The following is an 18,227-nucleotide window of genomic DNA, read 5'->3' on the forward strand; positions in this document are numbered from 1 at the left end:
AAGGTTTGATGCTCAAAGAATTGTTTACTGTTAGTTCGTAATGAATTAACTGTTTTAGTCACTCTTCAAGACTTGTTTAATCTTTTTCGCCTTTCGGCGTTAGATAGGGTCTTGCGAGTGCCCACACAGATTGTCTGATTAATTTGTTAAAGAGCGTTGGCAACCGGGAAGTATCTTCCGGGTTGCGAGGCTGCGTATCTTACGCTTTTCGCCTCCGGAGTCAAGCGTTTATTTTCGCTTTCCTTCCCCTGTCCTTCGCGGCATGTTGCAGCTCAGCGTCGGTCAGTGGTGGCGCATTATAGGGAGTTTTCCGCGCCTGACAATAGTTTTTTTACGAAAAAATTATCGTTTGCTGCATTCCACAGCAAAACGCCAACTTATACCCATTTACACACAAATTTATCCACAGACAGGTATTTTGATAAAATTTGTCGAGCATCACGCAAACGTTTTCGTTACAATCTGCGAAGTAAAAATCGCCACATGATTTTTTTAAGTTGTTTTGAAATGTTATTGCAGAAGCTATTTTTTCTCTCAACCAATGGTTTTTTCTCAATAACACATTCTTGTTTTATGCAATCCAAGGGATCACACCAATGCAACAGCTTCGTCCAATCCGTCGTGCCCTGCTGAGTGTTTCTGACAAAGCGGGGATTATTGAATTTGCCAAAGCCTTATCCAGTCGCGGTGTCGAACTGCTTTCAACGGGAGGCACCGCTCGTCTCCTGGATGAAGCCGGGCTAAATGTCACTGAAGTTTCGGATTACACAGGCTTCCCCGAAATGATGGACGGACGGGTCAAGACACTTCATCCCAAAGTTCATGGCGGCATTCTGGGCCGGCGTGGACAGGATGATGACGTGATGGCAAAACATCAGATTGCGCCGATTGATATGGTCGTCGTTAATCTTTATCCCTTTGCCCAAACCGTGGCAAAACCAGATTGTTCTCTGGAAGATGCCGTAGAGAACATTGATATCGGTGGCCCGACGATGGTTCGCTCGGCGGCTAAGAACCATAAAGATGTTGCGATTGTTGTTAACAGTCAGGATTACGGCAAAATCATTGAAGAGATGGATAACCATCAAAATTCCCTGACACAATCCACGCGTTTTGATTTAGCCATTAAAGCCTTTGAGCATACGGCAGGGTATGACAGCATGATTGCCAATTACTTTGGCAAACTGGTTCCTGCTTATCACGGCGATATAACGCAGCCATCCGGTCGTTTTCCTCGCACCCTGAATCTGAACTTCATTAAGAAGCAAGATATGCGTTACGGTGAAAACAGTCACCAAAATGCCGCCTTCTATATAGAAGAGAAAATTACAGAAGCCTCTGTCGCCACGGCGACACAATTGCAAGGCAAAGCGCTCTCCTACAATAATATCGCTGATACCGATGCCGCTCTGGAATGTGTGAAAGCATTCTCTGAGCCCGCTTGTGTCATCGTCAAACATGCCAATCCTTGTGGTGTAGCCATTGGCACGGATATCAATGCGGCTTATGATCGCGCATTCAAGACCGATCCTACCTCCGCGTTCGGGGGCATCATTGCATTTAACCGTGAACTGGATGCCAACACCGCCCAAGCCATTATTGAACGCCAGTTTGTCGAAGTCATTATCGCCCCTTCTATTAATGAAGCCGCTCTGCCCATTCTGGCAACAAAACAAAATGTCCGGGCTTTGGTGTGCGGTGAATGGCCTTCTCCTGCTGCCAGTTTAGATTTCAAACGGGTCAACGGTGGCTTACTGGTACAAGATCGCGATTTAGGCATGGTGACAGAGCGTGATCTGGTTGTTGTATCCAAACGCCAGCCAACAGAGCAAGAGATGCAGGATGCCCTGTTTTGCTGGAAAGTCGCCAAATTCGTCAAATCCAACGCTATCGTTTATGCCAAGAATAATATGACCATCGGCATCGGTGCCGGGCAGATGAGCCGGGTTTACTCTGCCAAAATCGCAGGGATTAAAGCAGCAGATGAAGGCTTGGAAGTGCAAGGTTGCGCCATGGCTTCAGATGCCTTTTTCCCATTCCGTGACGGTATTGATGCTGCCGCTGCAGTGGGAGTAAGCTGTGTTATCCAGCCGGGAGGTTCTATCCGTGATGATGAAGTCATTGCCGCTGCCGATGAACACGGTATCGCCATGATTTTCACTGGCATGCGTCATTTCCGCCATTAACGATCTTCGCCTTAATAAATCTTCACCTTAATATGAGAGAATTCAGATGAACATATTGGTTATTGGCAGTGGTGGAAGAGAGCACGCACTCGCTTGGAAAGCGGCACAGTCACCTTTGGCAAATAGGGTCTATGTCGCACCGGGTAACGCGGGTACTGCGTTGGAAACGAATCTGGAAAATATCGACATTGCCGCGACAGATATTGAGGGATTACTTGCGTTTGCCCAAAGCCATAAGATCGACCTGACCATCGTAGGCCCTGAAGCTCCACTGGTTATCGGCGTGGTTGATGCTTTCCAGCAGGCAGGGTTAACCATTTTCGGTCCGACAAAAGCAGCGGCGCAATTGGAAGGTTCCAAAGCCTTCACCAAGGATTTTCTCTATCGTCATCATATCCCCACCGCAACCTATCAGAATTTCACAGAAGTTGAGTCCGCTCTGGCCTATTTAGAAAAAATGGGAACGCCGATCGTCATTAAAGCCGATGGGCTGGCTGCGGGTAAAGGTGTTGTCGTTGCCATGACGATGGAAGAAGCACAAAGTGCCGTCAAAGATATGTTGGCAGGTAATGTGTTCGGTGATGCAGGCCATCGTATTGTTATTGAAGAATTCCTGGATGGAGAAGAAGCCAGTTTTATTGTCATGGTAGATGGCAAAAATGTGGTGCCCATGGCAACCAGCCAGGATCACAAACGTGTAGGTGACGGTGATACCGGGCCAAATACCGGGGGGATGGGGGCTTACTCGCCTGCGCCCGTGGTAACGGACGAGATCCACCAACGTGTTATGGAAAAAATCATTTACCCTACGGTTAAGGGAATGGCCTCCGAAGGCCATACCTACGTGGGTTTTCTCTATGCAGGTTTGATCATTGATCAGCAAGGAGAGCCAAAGGTGATCGAATTTAACTGCCGCTTTGGCGATCCTGAAACCCAGCCTATTATGATGCGGTTAAATTCTGATTTAGTCGAACTGTGTCTTGCCGGGGCGAAAGGCCAGTTAAGCGGAAAAGCATCCACATGGGACCCCCGTCCTGCGTTGGGTGTCGTTCTGGCTGCAGGAGGCTATCCGGCCAGTTATGCCAAAGGTGACGTTATCCGCGGATTAGTGCAGGAAACCAATGCTGATGAAAAGGTTTTTCATGCAGGAACCGCGATTAAGGATAAAAATGTTATCACTGCGGGCGGACGTGTTTTATGTGTGACGGCCTTAGGCCGCGATATTGCAGATGCACAGAAGAAGGCTTACCTGCGAGCAGAGAAAATTGACTGGGAAGGGTGCTTTTACCGTAAAGATATCGGCTACCGGGCCATTGACCGTTTGAAATAAGCCAATCCAAGCCGACGGAAGTAGCAGAATTACAGCTTATCTTTCGTCGGTTCCCAGCGACAAAAATCCTCATTGGCAACCAATAACAACTGTTTTCCTTCTGGCGAATCCAGCCACGCAATGGTCAATGGGCCAGAACTGTTGCTTTGCCTTTCCTTAAGCCATCTCTGATCATGAGGCTCAAACCCAACAAGCCATTGTTTTCCGACAAATGGTTTTTCAACAAATTGTTTTCCGACAAATGGTTTTCCAACAAATTGTTTTCCGGCGCAGGTCGTCACGTCACCCTCCTGCCAATGCCCCTGTAATAGCTCAATTTTTCCCGCAATTAAGGCGTCACTGGTTTCCTCTATCTGTTTGGCATCAAAACGCAGACGAGTCACATCATCATCGGAAAGGGATTCATTGCTTTTGGTTAATTGCCGCAGATTAAAAATGATCGAGTTATTTTGATCGATGCGTAGCGTTTCCGCGATTGGAGGATTATCGAGCACATTGCGACGAATTTGCCACAAATGACCGTGACGATATTCGTAAAAAGTGACAACCGTATTTTCATTACGGTATGGACTGTAAACGCTCATGATAACCTGAGGTTGGCTATTTTGGTCATTCAAACGCCATAACCGAATAACCCCCCCATCGGTTACAAAACCACTGGCGCTGAAAAGTGGTGTACTTGATTGAATCGAACAGGCGCTGAGCAAAGAGACAATCCCTAATGCTAACAGCCCCTGTAGAATCAACAAAAGGGGCTTTAAATTCCCCCCTCTTATTTTATTTCGCAATGCAATTACTTAACTGCGTCTTTCAGTGCCTTACCAGCGGAGAAAGCAGGTACGTTTGCTGCTGCAATTTTGATTTCTTTACCGGTCTGTGGGTTACGGCCAGTACGTTCCGCACGGTGGTTAACTTTGAAAGTACCAAAGCCTACCAACTGCACTGCATCACCACTTTTCAGGGATTCAGTGATTGCATTCAAGGTTGATTCCAGAGCAGCTTTAGCCTGAGTTTTAGTCAGGTCTGCGCCTGCTGCAATTGCATCAACTAATTCGGTCTTATTCATAGATTATCCTTACAGTGTGTTTATCGTTTGCAAAGCATCGAGTGCGACGGATATGCCGATTTGACAGCACCCCTGCATACACGCACCGATAGCCACTTCTTTTCACCCCCCAATGTAGAACAGAGTGAGGGCAAATGTGAAGCCTTTAAATACGGCAAATCAAGCACTAAGTCACGTTTTATGTGCTACTGCTCCAAATTTATGCCGATATTGCTCATCCCCGCATCACGGAGATCAGCCTTTAATCCTTTAACTAATTCGATGTCCCGTTCTTCGCAATTCGCCAATAAACGGTAAATCTCCCATTGAATATCCCACTCTTCCTCAATGGCAGGTAATACTTTTAACTCATCCTCGGTCATTTCCTTGCCGGCCTGCGTCATTTCCAGCATGGCAACGGTGCGGATGGATATTTCGCTGACGGCGATTGCATGTTCTAACGTCGAACCACTCAGACGGGAATGAATGGCTTCACTCAATGCAATGCACGCATCAATCGCTGGATACACACCATAAATATCATAATCTTCTGATGATGGGATAATGGCTTCCAATTTTTCCAGCTGACTATCAAAATTCACTTTTGCATCTTTAACGACCAATATTTCCCACACTAAATCCAAAATACGGCGATACTGTGCAGGGTCAACAAAACCGCTTTGGCGACAAAACACCTGATAATTTGGATACATTCGCTCACATAGACTAGCCATAAATGTCAAATGTTGCCAACTTTCAAGTTTCTCCAACCTCAGGTGGATCGGGTTTCTTAACATAGGTCGTTACTCATGATGCCTAATTTGCGTCGAAGTTTACCTGAAAATCAAGAATATCCACACATTTCCGCCGCAATTATAGATTTTTCTGCATTGTTCGCTTAAAAAATGGCCTATTTGAGGCGATCCCATCCGCCCAACGGGTCGGTTCAGGCAGTCTATATCCCCTCATACAATGCTCAACCCAAAAGATCGCACTCTCAATACTGACCTTATGTCCGATGGAAATATAGAGTGGGTTACATCTTTTCTTGCTTTGCAATACCACCCCGATTTGTTCACCGTGATCCATCAATGGCTGGCGACTTCCCGGAAGGTCTCCTACGGGCGCATGTTCACCACACAAACGGCTTTTTGCCACACCAATGGTTGGAACATCGGTCAATAATCCAAAATGACTGGCAATGCCAAAACGCCGGGGATGGGCAATACCCTGACCATCTACCATGACCAAATCAGGCCGCAGGCTTAACTTTTGCCATGCGGCCATGAGTGCAGGGTATTCACGAAATGAGAGTAAACCAGGAATATAGGGAAGTACGGTATCCACTCTGGCGATTTGATATTCGACTAATTCTAGCGAGGGATACTGCAAAATCGCGATCGCGGCACGGGTTACCGCACCGCTTTCTTCAAATCCAACATCAGCACCCGCAATAAATTCTGGCGTAAAAGAGGATGAAAAAACATCATGGCGGATAACCTGCCGTGATTTCTCTGTCTGCTCCTGACGTAGTGCTTTTGTATCAATCATAAAGTTAGTGATGATATAGGGTTAGTGATGATAAACGTTATTGATGATATGGTGCTGAAAGCCGGTGTACTGCTTCAACAAATGCGCCGGCATGTTCTGGTGGAACATCTTGATGGATGCCATGCCCCAGATTGAAGACATGCCCACTGCCGGCGCCAAAATCTTGCAAAATTGTCGAAACCTCTTCTTCAATCCGTGCGGGTTGAGCATACAGCATGGAGGGGTCCATATTGCCCTGCAATGCGACCTTATCCCCAACACGACGGCGGGCATCAGAGATATTCGTTGTCCAATCCAAACCCAGTGCATCACACCCCGTTGCCGCCATCGCTTCAAGCCATTGCCCTCCCCCTTTGGTGAACAGGGTCACAGGCACGCGACGGCCGTCATGTTCGCGGATCAAGCCAGCAACAATTTTGTGCATATAGTGTAGGGAGAATTGCAAATAATCGCGATGAGACAAAACCCCACCCCAAGTATCAAAAATCATGACAGATTGAGCGCCAGCCCTTATTTGCGCGTTCAAATATAGAATAACGCTGTTTGCCAATTTATCCAGTAACAAATGCAAGGTGGCAGGCTCGGCATACATCATGGCTTTAATCTTAGTAAACGCTTTACTGCTTCCGCTTTCGACCATATACGTTGCCAGTGTCCACGGACTGCCGGAAAAGCCAATGAGCGGAACTTGCCCAGCCAACGCCTTGCGGATCGCACGCACCGCATCCATCACATAGCCCAGTTCCATTTCCGGGTCGGGGACAGGCAGTTTTTCCACATCGGCATGATTCATAATCGGGGAGTGAAAACGTGGACCTTCACCGGCTTCGAAATAAAGCCCCAGCCCCATGGCATCGGGAATCGTCAGGATATCAGAGAACAGGATCGCCGCATCCAGTGGAAAACGGCGCAAAGGTTGCAGCGTGACTTCACAAGCCAATTCGGTATTTTTGCATAACGAGATGAAATCTCCCGCCTCCTGACGTGTAGCTTTATATTCAGGCAAATATCGACCGGCCTGACGCATCATCCATACTGGTGTGATATCGACAGGCTGACGTAATAAGGCACGCAGATAGCGGTCGTTTTTCAACGCATTCATGACAAGCTCCCTTGATTAATTGGCCACAGCACTTTTACAGTACTTTTTTCGCTACAATGTCTTGCCATTGTAACATGCCAGAAATTGAACTTCTGGCCTAACCTCCAATAACGAGACGGACTCGCCCATCATTAAGTTATCAATGGCATTATTGATGACGACATAGCGCCACCGTATCTTCGATCAAACGGCGGGCAATGGTATCAGGAGGCGGAATCAAAGGGAGTTTATCGTAACGATACCAATCTGCACTGATAAGTTCGACAGGATCAGGCTTGATTTCACCACTCTCATAATCGGCCAGAAATCCTGTCATCAATGAATTCGGAAAAGGCCACGGCTGGGAAGCGACATAACGCAGGTTACGGATCTTAACACCACTCTCTTCCATCACTTCGCGGTGAACGGCTTCTTCCAGCGTTTCACCCACTTCGACAAACCCGGCAAGCACAGTATGGATACCATGACGGTGACGCTGGTGTTGTGCCAACAAAATATGATCATCACGGCGAATGCCGACGATAATACTGGGCGCAATTTGTGGATAGTAACGCTCTTTGCAATGACCGCACAGACAGGCCCATTCATGCTGACTATGCTGCATTTCATGACCACAGTAGCCACAATAATGATGGGAGCGATAAAATTCAGCCAATTGCACGCCACGTCCCACCATCTGAAATAACTTGGCATCCTGCGCGGCAATTAAACGAGGAGAAGACATATCTGAAGTCATTTTATGGCGGATCAACCAAACCGTTTCCCCCAGCCACTCGCCGATCGGTTGCGCCATATGGCCTTGCAATGCCCACTGATTGGCCGTTCCTGATGGTAATTCTCCCTCTGGTAGCCAAACTTGATTCTCAAGACTGATAATCCACCAGCCCTGTTCTATACCTATTAGCTTTTGTTGCATCATCTGTATCCGTTCCATCATGGGTTATATGTCTGTTGCCACAATATGTTGCCCGAAATCAACACAAACCAAGCATACCCCTTTTTATCTTCTTTCGTCTTTAATCTTGTTATAAATGAAATTTCAACACGGTAGGATACTTCCTTATTCCCTGCAGGGCGGAGAGTAAGGAATCTTCGGAATTTCAGTGTGTCACTATGATGAAAACTGATTTATTAACTGTACTTCTAAATAACCGGTTATTTTGTTTACTAATCAATGGCGCGAAATTCATTATATAATTTTCATTATACCGAAATAAAACTAACTTAGCTCAAGATGATATTGATTGAAAATACAATAAAAACCATATTAAAGACATTTCCCATAAACTGAAAAAAGTAAATTATCCTTTCATAAAGACATAAGACTATTCTTAAACTCACGCCCGCTTATTTCCATCCAAAAAACAACGCATACTATTAGTCACCTCAGAAATAGTTATTCAAGAAATAATGCAGAAATAAACGCACTTCTTGAATCATTTCACTGACGAATTGGAATTGTTCACCTCATGTTGCCGCATGAGGTGAACCGTCGCCATTTCATTAATACCCATGTTCATAGAGGATATTTTGAGTAATGACTAAATCTATTTTAGCGGTTGTGATGAGTGCCGTCCTGTCAATATCTCCCGCTTTCGCAGAGATTAATCTGAATTCTGGTGACACCACAAATAAGAATAAAAATGTTGCCGATCAATCCATTGCCATCGGTGCCAACAATGACTTAGGTAATGCAACCCAAGGCACCGTCATTGGTCATAACGGTAAACTGATCAATTCAGATAAAGGCATTATCATTGGTTCCGGTACTGTCAGTGATGGAGATGGCTTGGCTGTTGCCGGGGGAGAATCTAAAAATGGCGGACTTGCCCTGGGTTCTGGCTCCAGGGCAGAGCGCGCCGATGAAATGAACATTGGTCATCGGCAAATAACGGGCATTAAAGATGGAAAAGATGACACTGATGCCGCCAACGTCGGACAACTCAACCAAACAGCCAAAAATACCCTGGAAAGTGCCAACAAACACAGTGATAAAGTGATGGGGGAATTAGGTGAATCACTCCACATTCATTTAAATACCACGGAAAAAAACGTCAAAGACCATACAGACGAAACGGCAAACAATGTCAAAGAATACGTCAGTGAGCGGGAAAAAAGTACCCTTCATGAAACGACTCTTTACACTGATAAGACGGTATCTCAGGCTTTTAATGAATCACTGAAAAAAGCCAAAGATTACACCGATACTCGCTACAACCAACTCAATAACAAACTGACGCACAATTATAACCGTGCCAATGCCGGCATTAGTGGTGCAATGGCGATGTCAGCCATTCCACAGAAATTTGGCTATGAAAAGTCAGCGGGTATCGCCGTCAGTGCTTTCCGGGGTCAAGGAGCTTTAGCCGTTGGCGCTGAATGGAATACATCAACCAGAACCGTGACCCGTTTTAATGCGACCATTGATACGTTAGGTGGCGTTGGCGTAGCAGCAGGTCTGGCATTCGGTGCGAATTAATACAGGTAAGGAACAAAAAACAATGAAAATGCGTTATTTGTCTGTCTTGATTATTACCGCTATGACGACACTTGAAAGTCACGCGGATACCGTTGTTGACTCCATAACGGATAAAGGCCATACATTAGAATTTTTTCAAGATGCACAAGGTAATATCCACGATAAACTTCCAGTAAATCCAAAACTTAGGAATATTATAGATGCATATTCCAAAAACAACACTCTCTTCGCCATTGGCTACGATTTAACCAACTCAATGGGCAACATCCTTGGCAAGAAACAGGGTATTTATTTTGATATTCAACAAAACCTTTGGCTCTTCCCTACAAGCAATAACACACTAAATAATAGTAATAATAATTTCATCTATGCCAGCAATAATAACCTGGACAGCTCTGGCAATAATGAAATTCAGGGTAGTAACACCACATTAAATGCCTCAAACCATAATAAAATCATCAAGGGTAATAGCAATGAATTAACCCGCGCCAATAAAAATGAGATCAATGGCAATCAAAACCATTTAACCGACGCTGAAGCAAACAGCATTGATGGCAATAACACCCAATTAACGCAATCCCATCGAAACCAAAGTATCAGTGGAGACAGAAACACACTATCCAACTCCAGCGATAATAAAAATATCAAGGGAAATAGTAATGAATTAACCCGTTCCAATAAAAATAAGATCAATGGCAATCAAAACCATTTAACCGACTCTGATGAAAATAACATTGATGGCGATGGCACCCAGTTAACCCAATCCCATCGAAACCAAAGTATCAGTGGAGACAAAAATAGACTCTCCAGCTCCAACGATAATAAAAACATCAAGGGCAATAATAATCAATTAACCCGCTCCGACAAAAATGAAATCAACGGTGATCAAAACAATCTCATTGATTCCCAAGAGAATGATATCAAGGGTAATGGGAACCATTTCACCAATGCCCAAGAAAATACCATAATTCATGATAACAACACCCTCATTGACTCAGCTAAAAATAAGCTATCAGGCTCAAATAACACATTGGATCACACCACCGATTCTGACATTAATGGTAACGATAACTATGTTATTCACGGCAATAAATTGCTCAAAGATGACCAAAATCAGCCTCTAGCCCAAGTCACCTCAAATCAAAGTATCTTGGGAGGAAGCGGGAATGCGGGTCTGGGTGCGAATGTGGCTGAAATCAATGCCAGTGTTGTCCTCGGACACAATACATCAGCGGCAACCACGAACATCTCCTTAAAAAACGCAGTGGCATTAAATGCCGGGGGAGCCGCTGGCGATCACGTTATCGCGATTGGCGGCAACGCGGAGGGTGACAATACCCTCGCTATCGGGATGGGCTCATCCAGTACCCACGGAGGGATCGCTTTCGGCGCAGGCTCAATCGCGACACGCGCAGATGAATTGAACATCAGTCACCGCCAGATAACGGGGGTCAAAGCCGGTACGGAGGATAATCATATCGTCAATGTCAAACAGCTAAACGATAACCTCAACGATACCTTAAAGCAGTCAAAAACCCACACCGAAGCGGGTATGACAGGACTTTCCAAAGATATCAGAACTAAAGCAGATACCTTACAGGCACAAGCCAACCAGCGTACCAATAATATTCTGCTGCCCATGAAAGAGGATGCCAAGGAACGATTCCAGCAAATCACCCAACAATCCATGCACTACACCGATACCCAAACGACAAAATACCAAACCTTGTTTGACAAAATGGCAAAAGACTATAGCCGCTCCCGCTTTGATCAAATGAGCCACTACGTTGATAAACAACAGAAAAAAATCAACGCGGGTATTTCTGCGGCCATGGCAACCGCCACCATTCCACAAAAAGGGGGCAACAAACTCTCTGTGGGCATCGGCATCGCTTCATACCGGGATCAAGCCGCAGGCGCTGTGGGTTCGATTTTTACTGTAAGCCCACATGTCCAGATAAAAGTGGCCATGACTTATGACACCCAAAGCGGTACGGGGATTAACTCAGGGGTTGCGATTGGATTTTAATTTCAACGCCTATACCCGTCATACTTCAAGTTGCCTCTTTGTTGGCTGCACTCACTCACCCCGGTCACATAGTTAGCTATGCTCCCGGGGATGACTGAGAGGCTCCTGCCTCTCACCGGAGGCCAGCCTTTGGCTGGGCAAATTCGTTCCCGACGAATTTGTCGCTCCCTTGCCGCCGCGATGCAACTCGAATTATTTTGGGTATAAATCCTAAGCCTTAAGTTTAGGTTGTAGTTTTCACAATCCCCTTTATACTCTGGGTGTTTTTTCTTGTCGGAGTGCCTAGCGTTCAACGTGTATCACGATGGACACAGGCTGAGACCGTTTATTCGGGATCCGCAGAACCTGATCGGGCTAATACCCGCGAAGGGAACAAGAGTAATCACCCCGCTGTCAGTATCAACGCACCTCGATGAAAATAAGGTGTACACATATCCGGCAGCATCAACCATTACTCCCTGCGAGCTCCAGACAAGCAATTTTCTCAACTTAAGCCTGATCAGCAATGAGATGGGCGATAACACAGTCAGGAATTTGCTATGTCTAAGTCCAACGATACTTTTATTTCAAATACTGTTATTTCAAGTACTGTTATTTCAAATACTGTTATTTCAAATACCGCTATTTCAAACACCATTATCCCAACGGCTGATATCTCGCCAAAAGCACCTCCAGCAAGGCCACGTAAGGCTCAGCGGGATGCGGCACACGCGTTTATCAATTCCATTCAGGGAGTGACTTTTCCCAACTCAAAGCGTATTTACCTTGAAGGTTCACGTCAGGATATTCAGGTTCCGATGCGTGAGATCCAACTTTCCTCAACATTAATCGGTGGCACAAAAGAAAACCCACAATTTGAGGAAAACGAACCCGTTCCCGTTTATGACACATCAGGTCCTTATGGCGATCCGGCTTCTGTACTGGATGTGCAGATGGGATTATGCAAGATCCGTCAACCATGGATTGATGAACGCCATGATACCGAACCGGTTTCCGTTCTCAGTTCAGATTTTACCCAGCAACGCCTTGCTGATGCCGGATTGGAGCACCTGCGCTTTCACCGTCGCCCACATCCCCGGAAAGCCAGACCGGGTCAGTGTGTCACCCAATTGCACTATGCGCGTCAAGGGATCATCACGCCAGAAATGGAATTTATCGCCCTGCGCGAAAATATGGGTCGCGAGCGCATTCGCAGTGAAGTCTTGCATCAGCAACATGCAGGGCAAAATTTCGGGGCGAATTTACCGGAAAACATCACGCCAGAATTTGTCCGCCAAGAAGTGGCGGCCGGTCGTGCGATTATTCCCGCCAACATTAACCATCCCGAATCTGAGCCCATGATTATTGGGCGCAATTTTCTGGTAAAAGTGAATGCCAATATCGGTAACTCCTCCGTCACATCATCCATTGAAGAAGAGGTGGAAAAACTGATTTGGTCTACCCGCTGGGGGGCAGATACGGTGATGGATCTCTCCACCGGGCGCTACATTCACGAAACCCGCGAATGGATACTGAGAAATAGCCCCGTTCCCATTGGAACCGTACCGATTTATCAGGCACTGGAAAAGGTCAACGGCATCGCGGAAAACCTGACATGGGAAATATTCCGCGATACCTTGCTGGAACAGGCTGAACAAGGCGTGGATTATTTCACTATTCATGCGGGGGTACTGCTGCGTTACGTGCCGATGACCGCCAAGCGGCTGACAGGCATCGTTTCCCGTGGCGGCTCCATTATGGCGAAATGGTGCCTTTCCCATCATCAGGAAAATTTCCTCTACACCCATTTCCGGGAAATCTGCAAGATTTGCGCCGCCTATGACGTCTCCCTTTCTTTGGGGGATGGATTGCGTCCCGGTTCCATTCAGGATGCCAATGACGAAGCCCAATTCTCAGAACTGCATACCCTTGGCGAATTGACCAAAATCGCATGGGAGTACGATGTTCAGGTCATGATCGAAGGGCCGGGGCATATCCCAATGCAACTCATCCGCCGCAATATGACAGAAGAACTGGAACATTGCCACGAAGCGCCATTTTATACTTTAGGGCCTCTGACGACAGATATCGCCCCGGGTTATGACCATTTCACCTCCGGCATCGGAGCCGCCATGATTGGCTGGTTTGGCTGTGCCATGCTCTGTTATGTCACGCCAAAAGAGCATCTCGGTTTGCCCAATAAAGACGATGTGAAACAAGGTCTGATTACTTACAAAATTGCGGCCCATGCGGCGGATCTTGCCAAAGGCCATCCGGGTGCTCAAATCCGTGACAATGCCATGTCGAAAGCACGTTTTGAATTCCGTTGGGAAGATCAATTCAATCTGGCGCTGGATCCTGACACCGCCCGCGCCTATCACGATGAAACCTTACCGCAGGAATCAGGCAAAGTGGCCCACTTCTGTTCCATGTGTGGACCAAAGTTCTGCTCAATGAAAATTACGCAGGACGTGCGCGACTACGCAGCCAAACTGGAACAGGCAGCGGGTATGGAGCAGATGTCAGAAACATTCCGTTCTCATGGCAGCGAACTTTATCACAGTGCAGAGGAGAGGATTCATGATGAACAGCCAGCGCATGAAAAATCAGCCTGACACTCTGGCTCATCCACCAGCGCCTTTCGCCCCCACCGCGCACCGATTGGGACTTTATCCGGTTGTGGATTCCCTGACGTGGATTGAGCGGTTATTGGAAGCGGGTGTCAGCACCCTGCAATTGCGCCTCAAAGACCAGCCCGAAGAACAGGTGGAGAAAGAGATCCAATCCGCCATTGCTCTCGGTCATCAATATAACGCCCGTCTGTTCATCAATGACTACTGGCGTCTGGCGATCAAGCATCAAGCCTATGGCGTCCACTTGGGACAAGAGGATCTCGCTATCGCCGACCTCGATGCCATCCGGCAAGCAGGACTGCGCCTGGGCATTTCCACCCACGATCAACAGGAACTGGCGCGGGCCAAATCCCTGCGTCCCTCCTATATCGCACTGGGGCATATTTTCCCAACCACCACTAAAGAGATGCCCTCATCACCGCAGGGCCTTGAAGCACTGAAACAGCAAGTGGAGATCACAGCGGAATACCCTACCGTCGCGATTGGTGGCATTTCGCTGGAGCGGGTAGCGGATGTGGTAGCAACCGGTGTGGGGGGTGTTGCCCTGGTCAGTGCCATTACAAAAGCGAAAGATTGGCGCCAGGCAACCGCCCGATTACTTCATTTAGTTGAAGGGCAAGATTGGGTTGAAGGACAAGATTTGCTTGAAGAACGGGCAATTGAACGTCAAGGCCGGGGGTTTTTATGTTAAACGATCAAGAATTTATGCGTTACAGCCGCCAATTACTGCTGGAAGACATCGGCTCCGCAGGGCAAGAAAAATTAAAGGTAAGCCAAGTGCTGATTGTTGGCTTGGGCGGATTAGGATCACCGGCGGCGCTCTATCTCGCGGCGGCGGGAGTGGGAAACCTTTATCTGGCAGATGATGATCAATTGCACGTCTCGAACCTGCAACGCCAAATTATCTATCGCACAACCGATATTCCGGCCAACAAAGCCCAATTAGCGGCACAGCGACTGGCGGAACTGAACCCACAGATCAATATCACTGCGCTCACTGAGCGACAAAATCGCGAGTCTTTGCTTAATGTAGTCAGCCAAGTCGATCTGGTACTGGATTGCAGCGATAACATGGCCACTCGCCATGCCATCAACGCAGCCTGCATTGCCGAAAACAAACCCCTGATTAGCGGCAGTGCCGTCGGTTTCAGCGGACAATTGATGGTGCTGACGCCGCCTTACCAGCACGGTTGCTATGCCTGCCTTTATCCCGATCAGGCAGAGCCTCACCGCAATTGCCGGACAGCCGGTATCTTAGGCCCGATCGTTGGCGTGATTGGGACATTGCAATCCTTGGAGGCCATAAAAATGCTGGCGGGTCTTTCGTCTCCCCTGGACGGTCAACTCCGGCTGTTTGATGGCAAACAGCAAAGCTGGAGCACATTACAACTTACTCGTTCATCACACTGCCCCATTTGTCGCACCGCCAGCCCAAAAACGGTTACCCGAAAAACGGATAGCGATAAAAAACGCTCAGGGAAAGAAGTCGCATGAATATTATCGTCAATGATCAACCCATGACCCTGAGTACGCCCATGACAGTGCAACAATGGCTGGAACAGATAAAACACACTCAATCAGGAACAGCTTTGGCTATCAATCAAACCATTATTCCGCGCTCAGAGTGGCATAGTCACCAGATTAATGACGGGGATAATATCTTGCTGTTTCAGGCCATTGCTGGTGGCTAATATTGCCGGAGGCTAATTCTATGTTAAAAATTGCAGATACAACCTTCCACTCCCGCCTATTTACCGGAACAGGTAAATTTGCCAATGCAGGCATCATGATCGACGCGATCCGCGCCTCTGGCAGCCAACTGGTAACCATGGCAATGAAACGTATCGACCTCCACGGTCATGACGATGGCATTCTTGCACCACTGCAACAGTTGGGCGTCAAGCTGCTGCCCAATACCTCTGGCGCTAAAACCGCAGAAGAAGCCATATTTGCCGCTCACCTCGCACGGGAAGCCTTGGGAACTCACTGGATTAAATTAGAGATCCACCCCGACGTCAAATACCTGCTGCCCGATCCGATTGAAACACTGAAAGGCGCGGAACAGCTCGTGAAAGCGGGATTCATCGTTCTACCCTATTGTGGTGCTGATCCTGTCCTGTGCCGTCGATTGGAAGAGGTCGGCTGTGCGGCTGTGATGCCATTGGGTGCTCCCATTGGCTCGAATAAGGGGTTACTGACGCGCGATTTTTTGCAAATCATCATCGAACAAGCCAACGTGCCGGTTGTGGTGGATGCCGGGATCGGGGCACCGAGCCAGGCACTGGCCGCCATCGAAATGGGCGCGGATGCCGTGCTGGTCAATACCGCCATCGCCGTTGCCCGCCATCCGGTTAAAATGGCGCAAGCATTCAAAACCGCCATTGAAGCCGGTGAACTTGCACATCAAGCGGGTGTGGCAAGTCAGAAACCGCAGGCGGAGGCTTCCAGCCCGCTGACCGATTTTCTGGGGGTATTATGACCGTCGGCACCTTTAGCCAGCGCTGGCAACAATTGGATTGGGATGACATTACGCTACGCATCAACAGTAAAACCTCACAGGACATTGAACATGCGCTAAATAGCGATCGCCTGACGTTGGATGATTTTATGGCTCTGCTCTCCCCTGCGGCACTGCCTTATCTTGAACCGCTCGCCCAACGCGCACAGCAACTCACGCGCCAGCGTTTCGGTAATACAGTAGGATTTTTTGTCCCCCTCTATCTTTCCAATCTGTGCGCCAACGACTGCACTTATTGTGGTTTCTCCATGAGTAATCACATCAAGCGCAAGACACTCAATGAACAGGAGATCGAACAGGAATGCCTTGCTCTGAAAAAACGGGGATTTGAACATATTTTGCTGGTGACGGGGGAACACCAAAACAAAGTTGGCATGGATTATTTTCGTCGCTATCTTCCCCTGATCCACCGCCATTTCAGCTCGGTCGCCATGGAAGTCCAGCCACTGGCGCAAGAAGAATACGCTGAACTAAAAGCACTCGGGTTGGATGGAGTCATGGTCTATCAGGAAACCTACCATCAACCCAGTTACCAATTGCATCATCTGAAAGGCAAAAAGCAGGATTTCCACTGGCGATTAGAAACACCGGAACGCCTTGGGCGAGCGGGAATAGACAAAATCGGGCTGGGCGCCTTGATTGGACTCTCACATCATTGGCGCACAGACTGCTATATGGTGGCAGAACATCTCTTTTTCCTGCAAAAACAGTTCTGGAAAAGTCGTTACTCCATCTCTTTTCCCCGGCTGCGTCCCTGTGCCGGCGGCATACAACCCGCCTCTTTAATGAATGAAGCCGAACTGGTGCAACTGATTTGCGCATTCCGCCTGCTGGCACCTGATGTCGAGCTTTCCCTCTCCACCCGCGAATCACCGTTCTTCCGTGATCACGTTGTCCCTCTCGCCATCAACAACATCAGTGCCGGTTCAAAAACCCAGCCGGGCGGTTATGCCGATGGGCATCACGAGCTGGAACAATTCGCGCCTCACGATAATCGTTCTGTTTTTCAGGTCGCGGAGGCATTGGTCAAATCAGGTTTACAACCCGTTTGGAAAGATTGGGACAATTATTTAGGGCGATAGCTTTTATTTGAGGTGATCCTTTTTATTTGGGATGCTGCAGCCGCAGCATCCCATCTTATGATCATGACAATACTTATGATCATGACAATACTTATAATGTGCAAAAATATAACCTTAATAGGTAAAAACTCCCTTAAGGAGCAGAAAAATGCACACTATCGGGTCATTGGCAATGCAGAGAAAGTACATGCATCGCTGAGTTAACATATTAAGTGCAACAGGCGGAATATTAAAAGGCGTGAGTCAACTGTGATACATTTCACGGCTCTCACACCCGAAATCATGGCCTGATA

General features: G+C 47.5%; 16 protein-coding genes and 1 riboswitch. Of the genes, 10 read left to right on the forward strand and 6 right to left on the reverse strand.

All coding sequences use genetic code 11. From position 1 onward, the window contains the following. Positions 1-596: 596 nt before the first annotated feature. Together purH and purD are read left to right on the forward strand one after the other, a co-directional pair. Positions 597-2,186: a bifunctional phosphoribosylaminoimidazolecarboxamide formyltransferase/IMP cyclohydrolase gene (gene purH, locus Xbed_RS16885; protein ID WP_086114020.1), complete on the forward strand. Its 1,590-nt coding sequence runs from the start codon at positions 597-599 to the stop codon at positions 2,184-2,186. Positions 2,187-2,232: 46 nt separating this feature from the next. Next, the gene (gene purD / locus Xbed_RS16890) at positions 2,233-3,516 is read left to right on the forward strand and encodes a phosphoribosylamine--glycine ligase (protein WP_086114021.1); all 1,284 of its coding nucleotides are present in this window, start codon (positions 2,233-2,235) and stop codon (positions 3,514-3,516) included. A 29-nt stretch (positions 3,517-3,545) separates the two neighbouring features. On the opposite strand, the gene Xbed_RS16895 is transcribed toward purD, so the two are convergent. The 6 genes from Xbed_RS16895 to nudC form a co-directional block, all read right to left on the reverse strand. Beyond that, entirely contained in the window at positions 3,546-4,259 is a 714-nt protein-coding gene (locus Xbed_RS16895; RefSeq protein WP_208612264.1) for a DUF1481 domain-containing protein, read from the reverse strand. A gap of 50 nt (positions 4,260-4,309) precedes the next feature. Then, on the reverse strand, positions 4,310-4,582 hold the full coding sequence (hupA, locus tag Xbed_RS16900) for a nucleoid-associated protein HU-alpha (protein ID WP_086114022.1): 273 nt from the start codon (positions 4,580-4,582) through the stop codon (positions 4,310-4,312). A 185-nt stretch (positions 4,583-4,767) separates the two neighbouring features. Beyond that, the gene (locus tag Xbed_RS16905; protein WP_086114023.1) at positions 4,768-5,358 is read right to left on the reverse strand and encodes a YjaG family protein; all 591 of its coding nucleotides are present in this window, start codon (positions 5,356-5,358) and stop codon (positions 4,768-4,770) included. Positions 5,359-5,434: 76 nt separating this feature from the next. Next, positions 5,435-6,112: a deoxyribonuclease V gene (gene nfi, locus Xbed_RS16910; protein ID WP_086114024.1), complete on the reverse strand. Its 678-nt coding sequence runs from the start codon at positions 6,110-6,112 to the stop codon at positions 5,435-5,437. Positions 6,113-6,149: 37 nt separating this feature from the next. Continuing rightward, on the reverse strand, positions 6,150-7,214 hold the full coding sequence (gene hemE, locus Xbed_RS16915; protein WP_086114025.1) for a uroporphyrinogen decarboxylase: 1,065 nt from the start codon (positions 7,212-7,214) through the stop codon (positions 6,150-6,152). Between the two features lie 148 nt (positions 7,215-7,362). Beyond that, the gene (nudC, locus tag Xbed_RS16920; protein WP_086114026.1) at positions 7,363-8,133 is read right to left on the reverse strand and encodes an NAD(+) diphosphatase; all 771 of its coding nucleotides are present in this window, start codon (positions 8,131-8,133) and stop codon (positions 7,363-7,365) included. 618 nt (positions 8,134-8,751) lie between these two features. Here nudC and Xbed_RS16925 point away from each other — a divergent pair. From Xbed_RS16925 to thiH, 8 genes are all read left to right on the forward strand, one after another. Beyond that, positions 8,752-9,693: a hypothetical protein gene (locus Xbed_RS16925; RefSeq protein WP_086114027.1), complete on the forward strand. Its 942-nt coding sequence runs from the start codon at positions 8,752-8,754 to the stop codon at positions 9,691-9,693. A gap of 22 nt (positions 9,694-9,715) precedes the next feature. Next, complete coding sequence (locus Xbed_RS16930; RefSeq protein ID WP_086114028.1) at positions 9,716-11,722, forward strand: YadA C-terminal domain-containing protein; 2,007 nt, start codon at positions 9,716-9,718, stop codon at positions 11,720-11,722. A 264-nt stretch (positions 11,723-11,986) separates the two neighbouring features. Then, positions 11,987-12,111: riboswitch (TPP riboswitch) on the forward strand. Positions 12,112-12,261: 150 nt separating this feature from the next. Then, a complete protein-coding gene (thiC, locus tag Xbed_RS16935) occupies positions 12,262-14,316 on the forward strand; it encodes a phosphomethylpyrimidine synthase ThiC (protein WP_422641373.1) in 2,055 nt (684 codons plus the stop codon). Then, positions 14,300-15,025 carry a thiamine phosphate synthase gene (gene thiE / locus Xbed_RS16940; protein WP_086114035.1) on the forward strand — a complete coding sequence of 242 codons (726 nt, stop codon included), beginning with the start codon at positions 14,300-14,302 and terminating at the stop codon, positions 15,023-15,025. Before thiC ends, thiE begins: the two co-directional genes overlap by 17 nt. Continuing rightward, the gene (locus tag Xbed_RS16945) at positions 15,019-15,828 is read left to right on the forward strand and encodes a HesA/MoeB/ThiF family protein (protein ID WP_086114029.1); all 810 of its coding nucleotides are present in this window, start codon (positions 15,019-15,021) and stop codon (positions 15,826-15,828) included. Before thiE ends, Xbed_RS16945 begins: the two co-directional genes overlap by 7 nt. Beyond that, entirely contained in the window at positions 15,825-16,025 is a 201-nt protein-coding gene (gene thiS / locus Xbed_RS16950) for a sulfur carrier protein ThiS (protein WP_086114030.1), read from the forward strand. Before Xbed_RS16945 ends, thiS begins: the two co-directional genes overlap by 4 nt. A 20-nt stretch (positions 16,026-16,045) precedes the next feature. Beyond that, positions 16,046-16,813: a thiazole synthase gene (locus Xbed_RS16955; protein ID WP_086114031.1), complete on the forward strand. Its 768-nt coding sequence runs from the start codon at positions 16,046-16,048 to the stop codon at positions 16,811-16,813. After that, positions 16,810-17,934, forward strand: a complete 1,125-nt coding sequence (thiH, locus tag Xbed_RS16960) for a 2-iminoacetate synthase ThiH (protein WP_086114032.1) — start codon at positions 16,810-16,812, stop codon at positions 17,932-17,934. Before Xbed_RS16955 ends, thiH begins: the two co-directional genes overlap by 4 nt. Positions 17,935-18,227 lie beyond the last annotated feature (293 nt).

Origin of the sequence: Xenorhabdus beddingii (assembly GCF_002127545.1) — a bacterium.
In the GTDB taxonomy this organism is placed as follows: domain Bacteria; phylum Pseudomonadota; class Gammaproteobacteria; order Enterobacterales; family Enterobacteriaceae; genus Xenorhabdus; species Xenorhabdus beddingii.

What these genes read in the sequence shown, in the direction of transcription:
- purH (WP_086114020.1), top strand. Translation starts at nt 597, where the DNA reads ATGCAACAGCTTCGTCCAATCCGTCGTGCCCTGCTGAGTGTTTCTGAC.
- purD (WP_086114021.1), top strand. Translation starts at nt 2,233, where the DNA reads ATGAACATATTGGTTATTGGCAGTGGTGGAAGAGAGCACGCACTCGCT.
- hupA (WP_086114022.1), bottom strand. Translation starts at nt 4,582, where the DNA reads ATGAATAAGACCGAATTAGTTGATGCAATTGCAGCAGGCGCAGACCTG.
- Xbed_RS16905 (WP_086114023.1), bottom strand. Translation starts at nt 5,358, where the DNA reads ATGTTAAGAAACCCGATCCACCTGAGGTTGGAGAAACTTGAAAGTTGG.
- nfi (WP_086114024.1), bottom strand. Translation starts at nt 6,112, where the DNA reads ATGATTGATACAAAAGCACTACGTCAGGAGCAGACAGAGAAATCACGG.
- hemE (WP_086114025.1), bottom strand. Translation starts at nt 7,214, where the DNA reads ATGAATGCGTTGAAAAACGACCGCTATCTGCGTGCCTTATTACGTCAG.
- nudC (WP_086114026.1), bottom strand. Translation starts at nt 8,133, where the DNA reads ATGATGCAACAAAAGCTAATAGGTATAGAACAGGGCTGGTGGATTATC.
- Xbed_RS16925 (WP_086114027.1), top strand. Translation starts at nt 8,752, where the DNA reads ATGACTAAATCTATTTTAGCGGTTGTGATGAGTGCCGTCCTGTCAATA.
- Xbed_RS16930 (WP_086114028.1), top strand. Translation starts at nt 9,716, where the DNA reads ATGAAAATGCGTTATTTGTCTGTCTTGATTATTACCGCTATGACGACA.
- thiC (WP_422641373.1), top strand. Translation starts at nt 12,262, where the DNA reads ATGTCTAAGTCCAACGATACTTTTATTTCAAATACTGTTATTTCAAGT.
- thiE (WP_086114035.1), top strand. Translation starts at nt 14,300, where the DNA reads ATGAAAAATCAGCCTGACACTCTGGCTCATCCACCAGCGCCTTTCGCC.
- Xbed_RS16945 (WP_086114029.1), top strand. Translation starts at nt 15,019, where the DNA reads ATGTTAAACGATCAAGAATTTATGCGTTACAGCCGCCAATTACTGCTG.
- thiS (WP_086114030.1), top strand. Translation starts at nt 15,825, where the DNA reads ATGAATATTATCGTCAATGATCAACCCATGACCCTGAGTACGCCCATG.
- Xbed_RS16955 (WP_086114031.1), top strand. Translation starts at nt 16,046, where the DNA reads ATGTTAAAAATTGCAGATACAACCTTCCACTCCCGCCTATTTACCGGA.
- thiH (WP_086114032.1), top strand. Translation starts at nt 16,810, where the DNA reads ATGACCGTCGGCACCTTTAGCCAGCGCTGGCAACAATTGGATTGGGAT.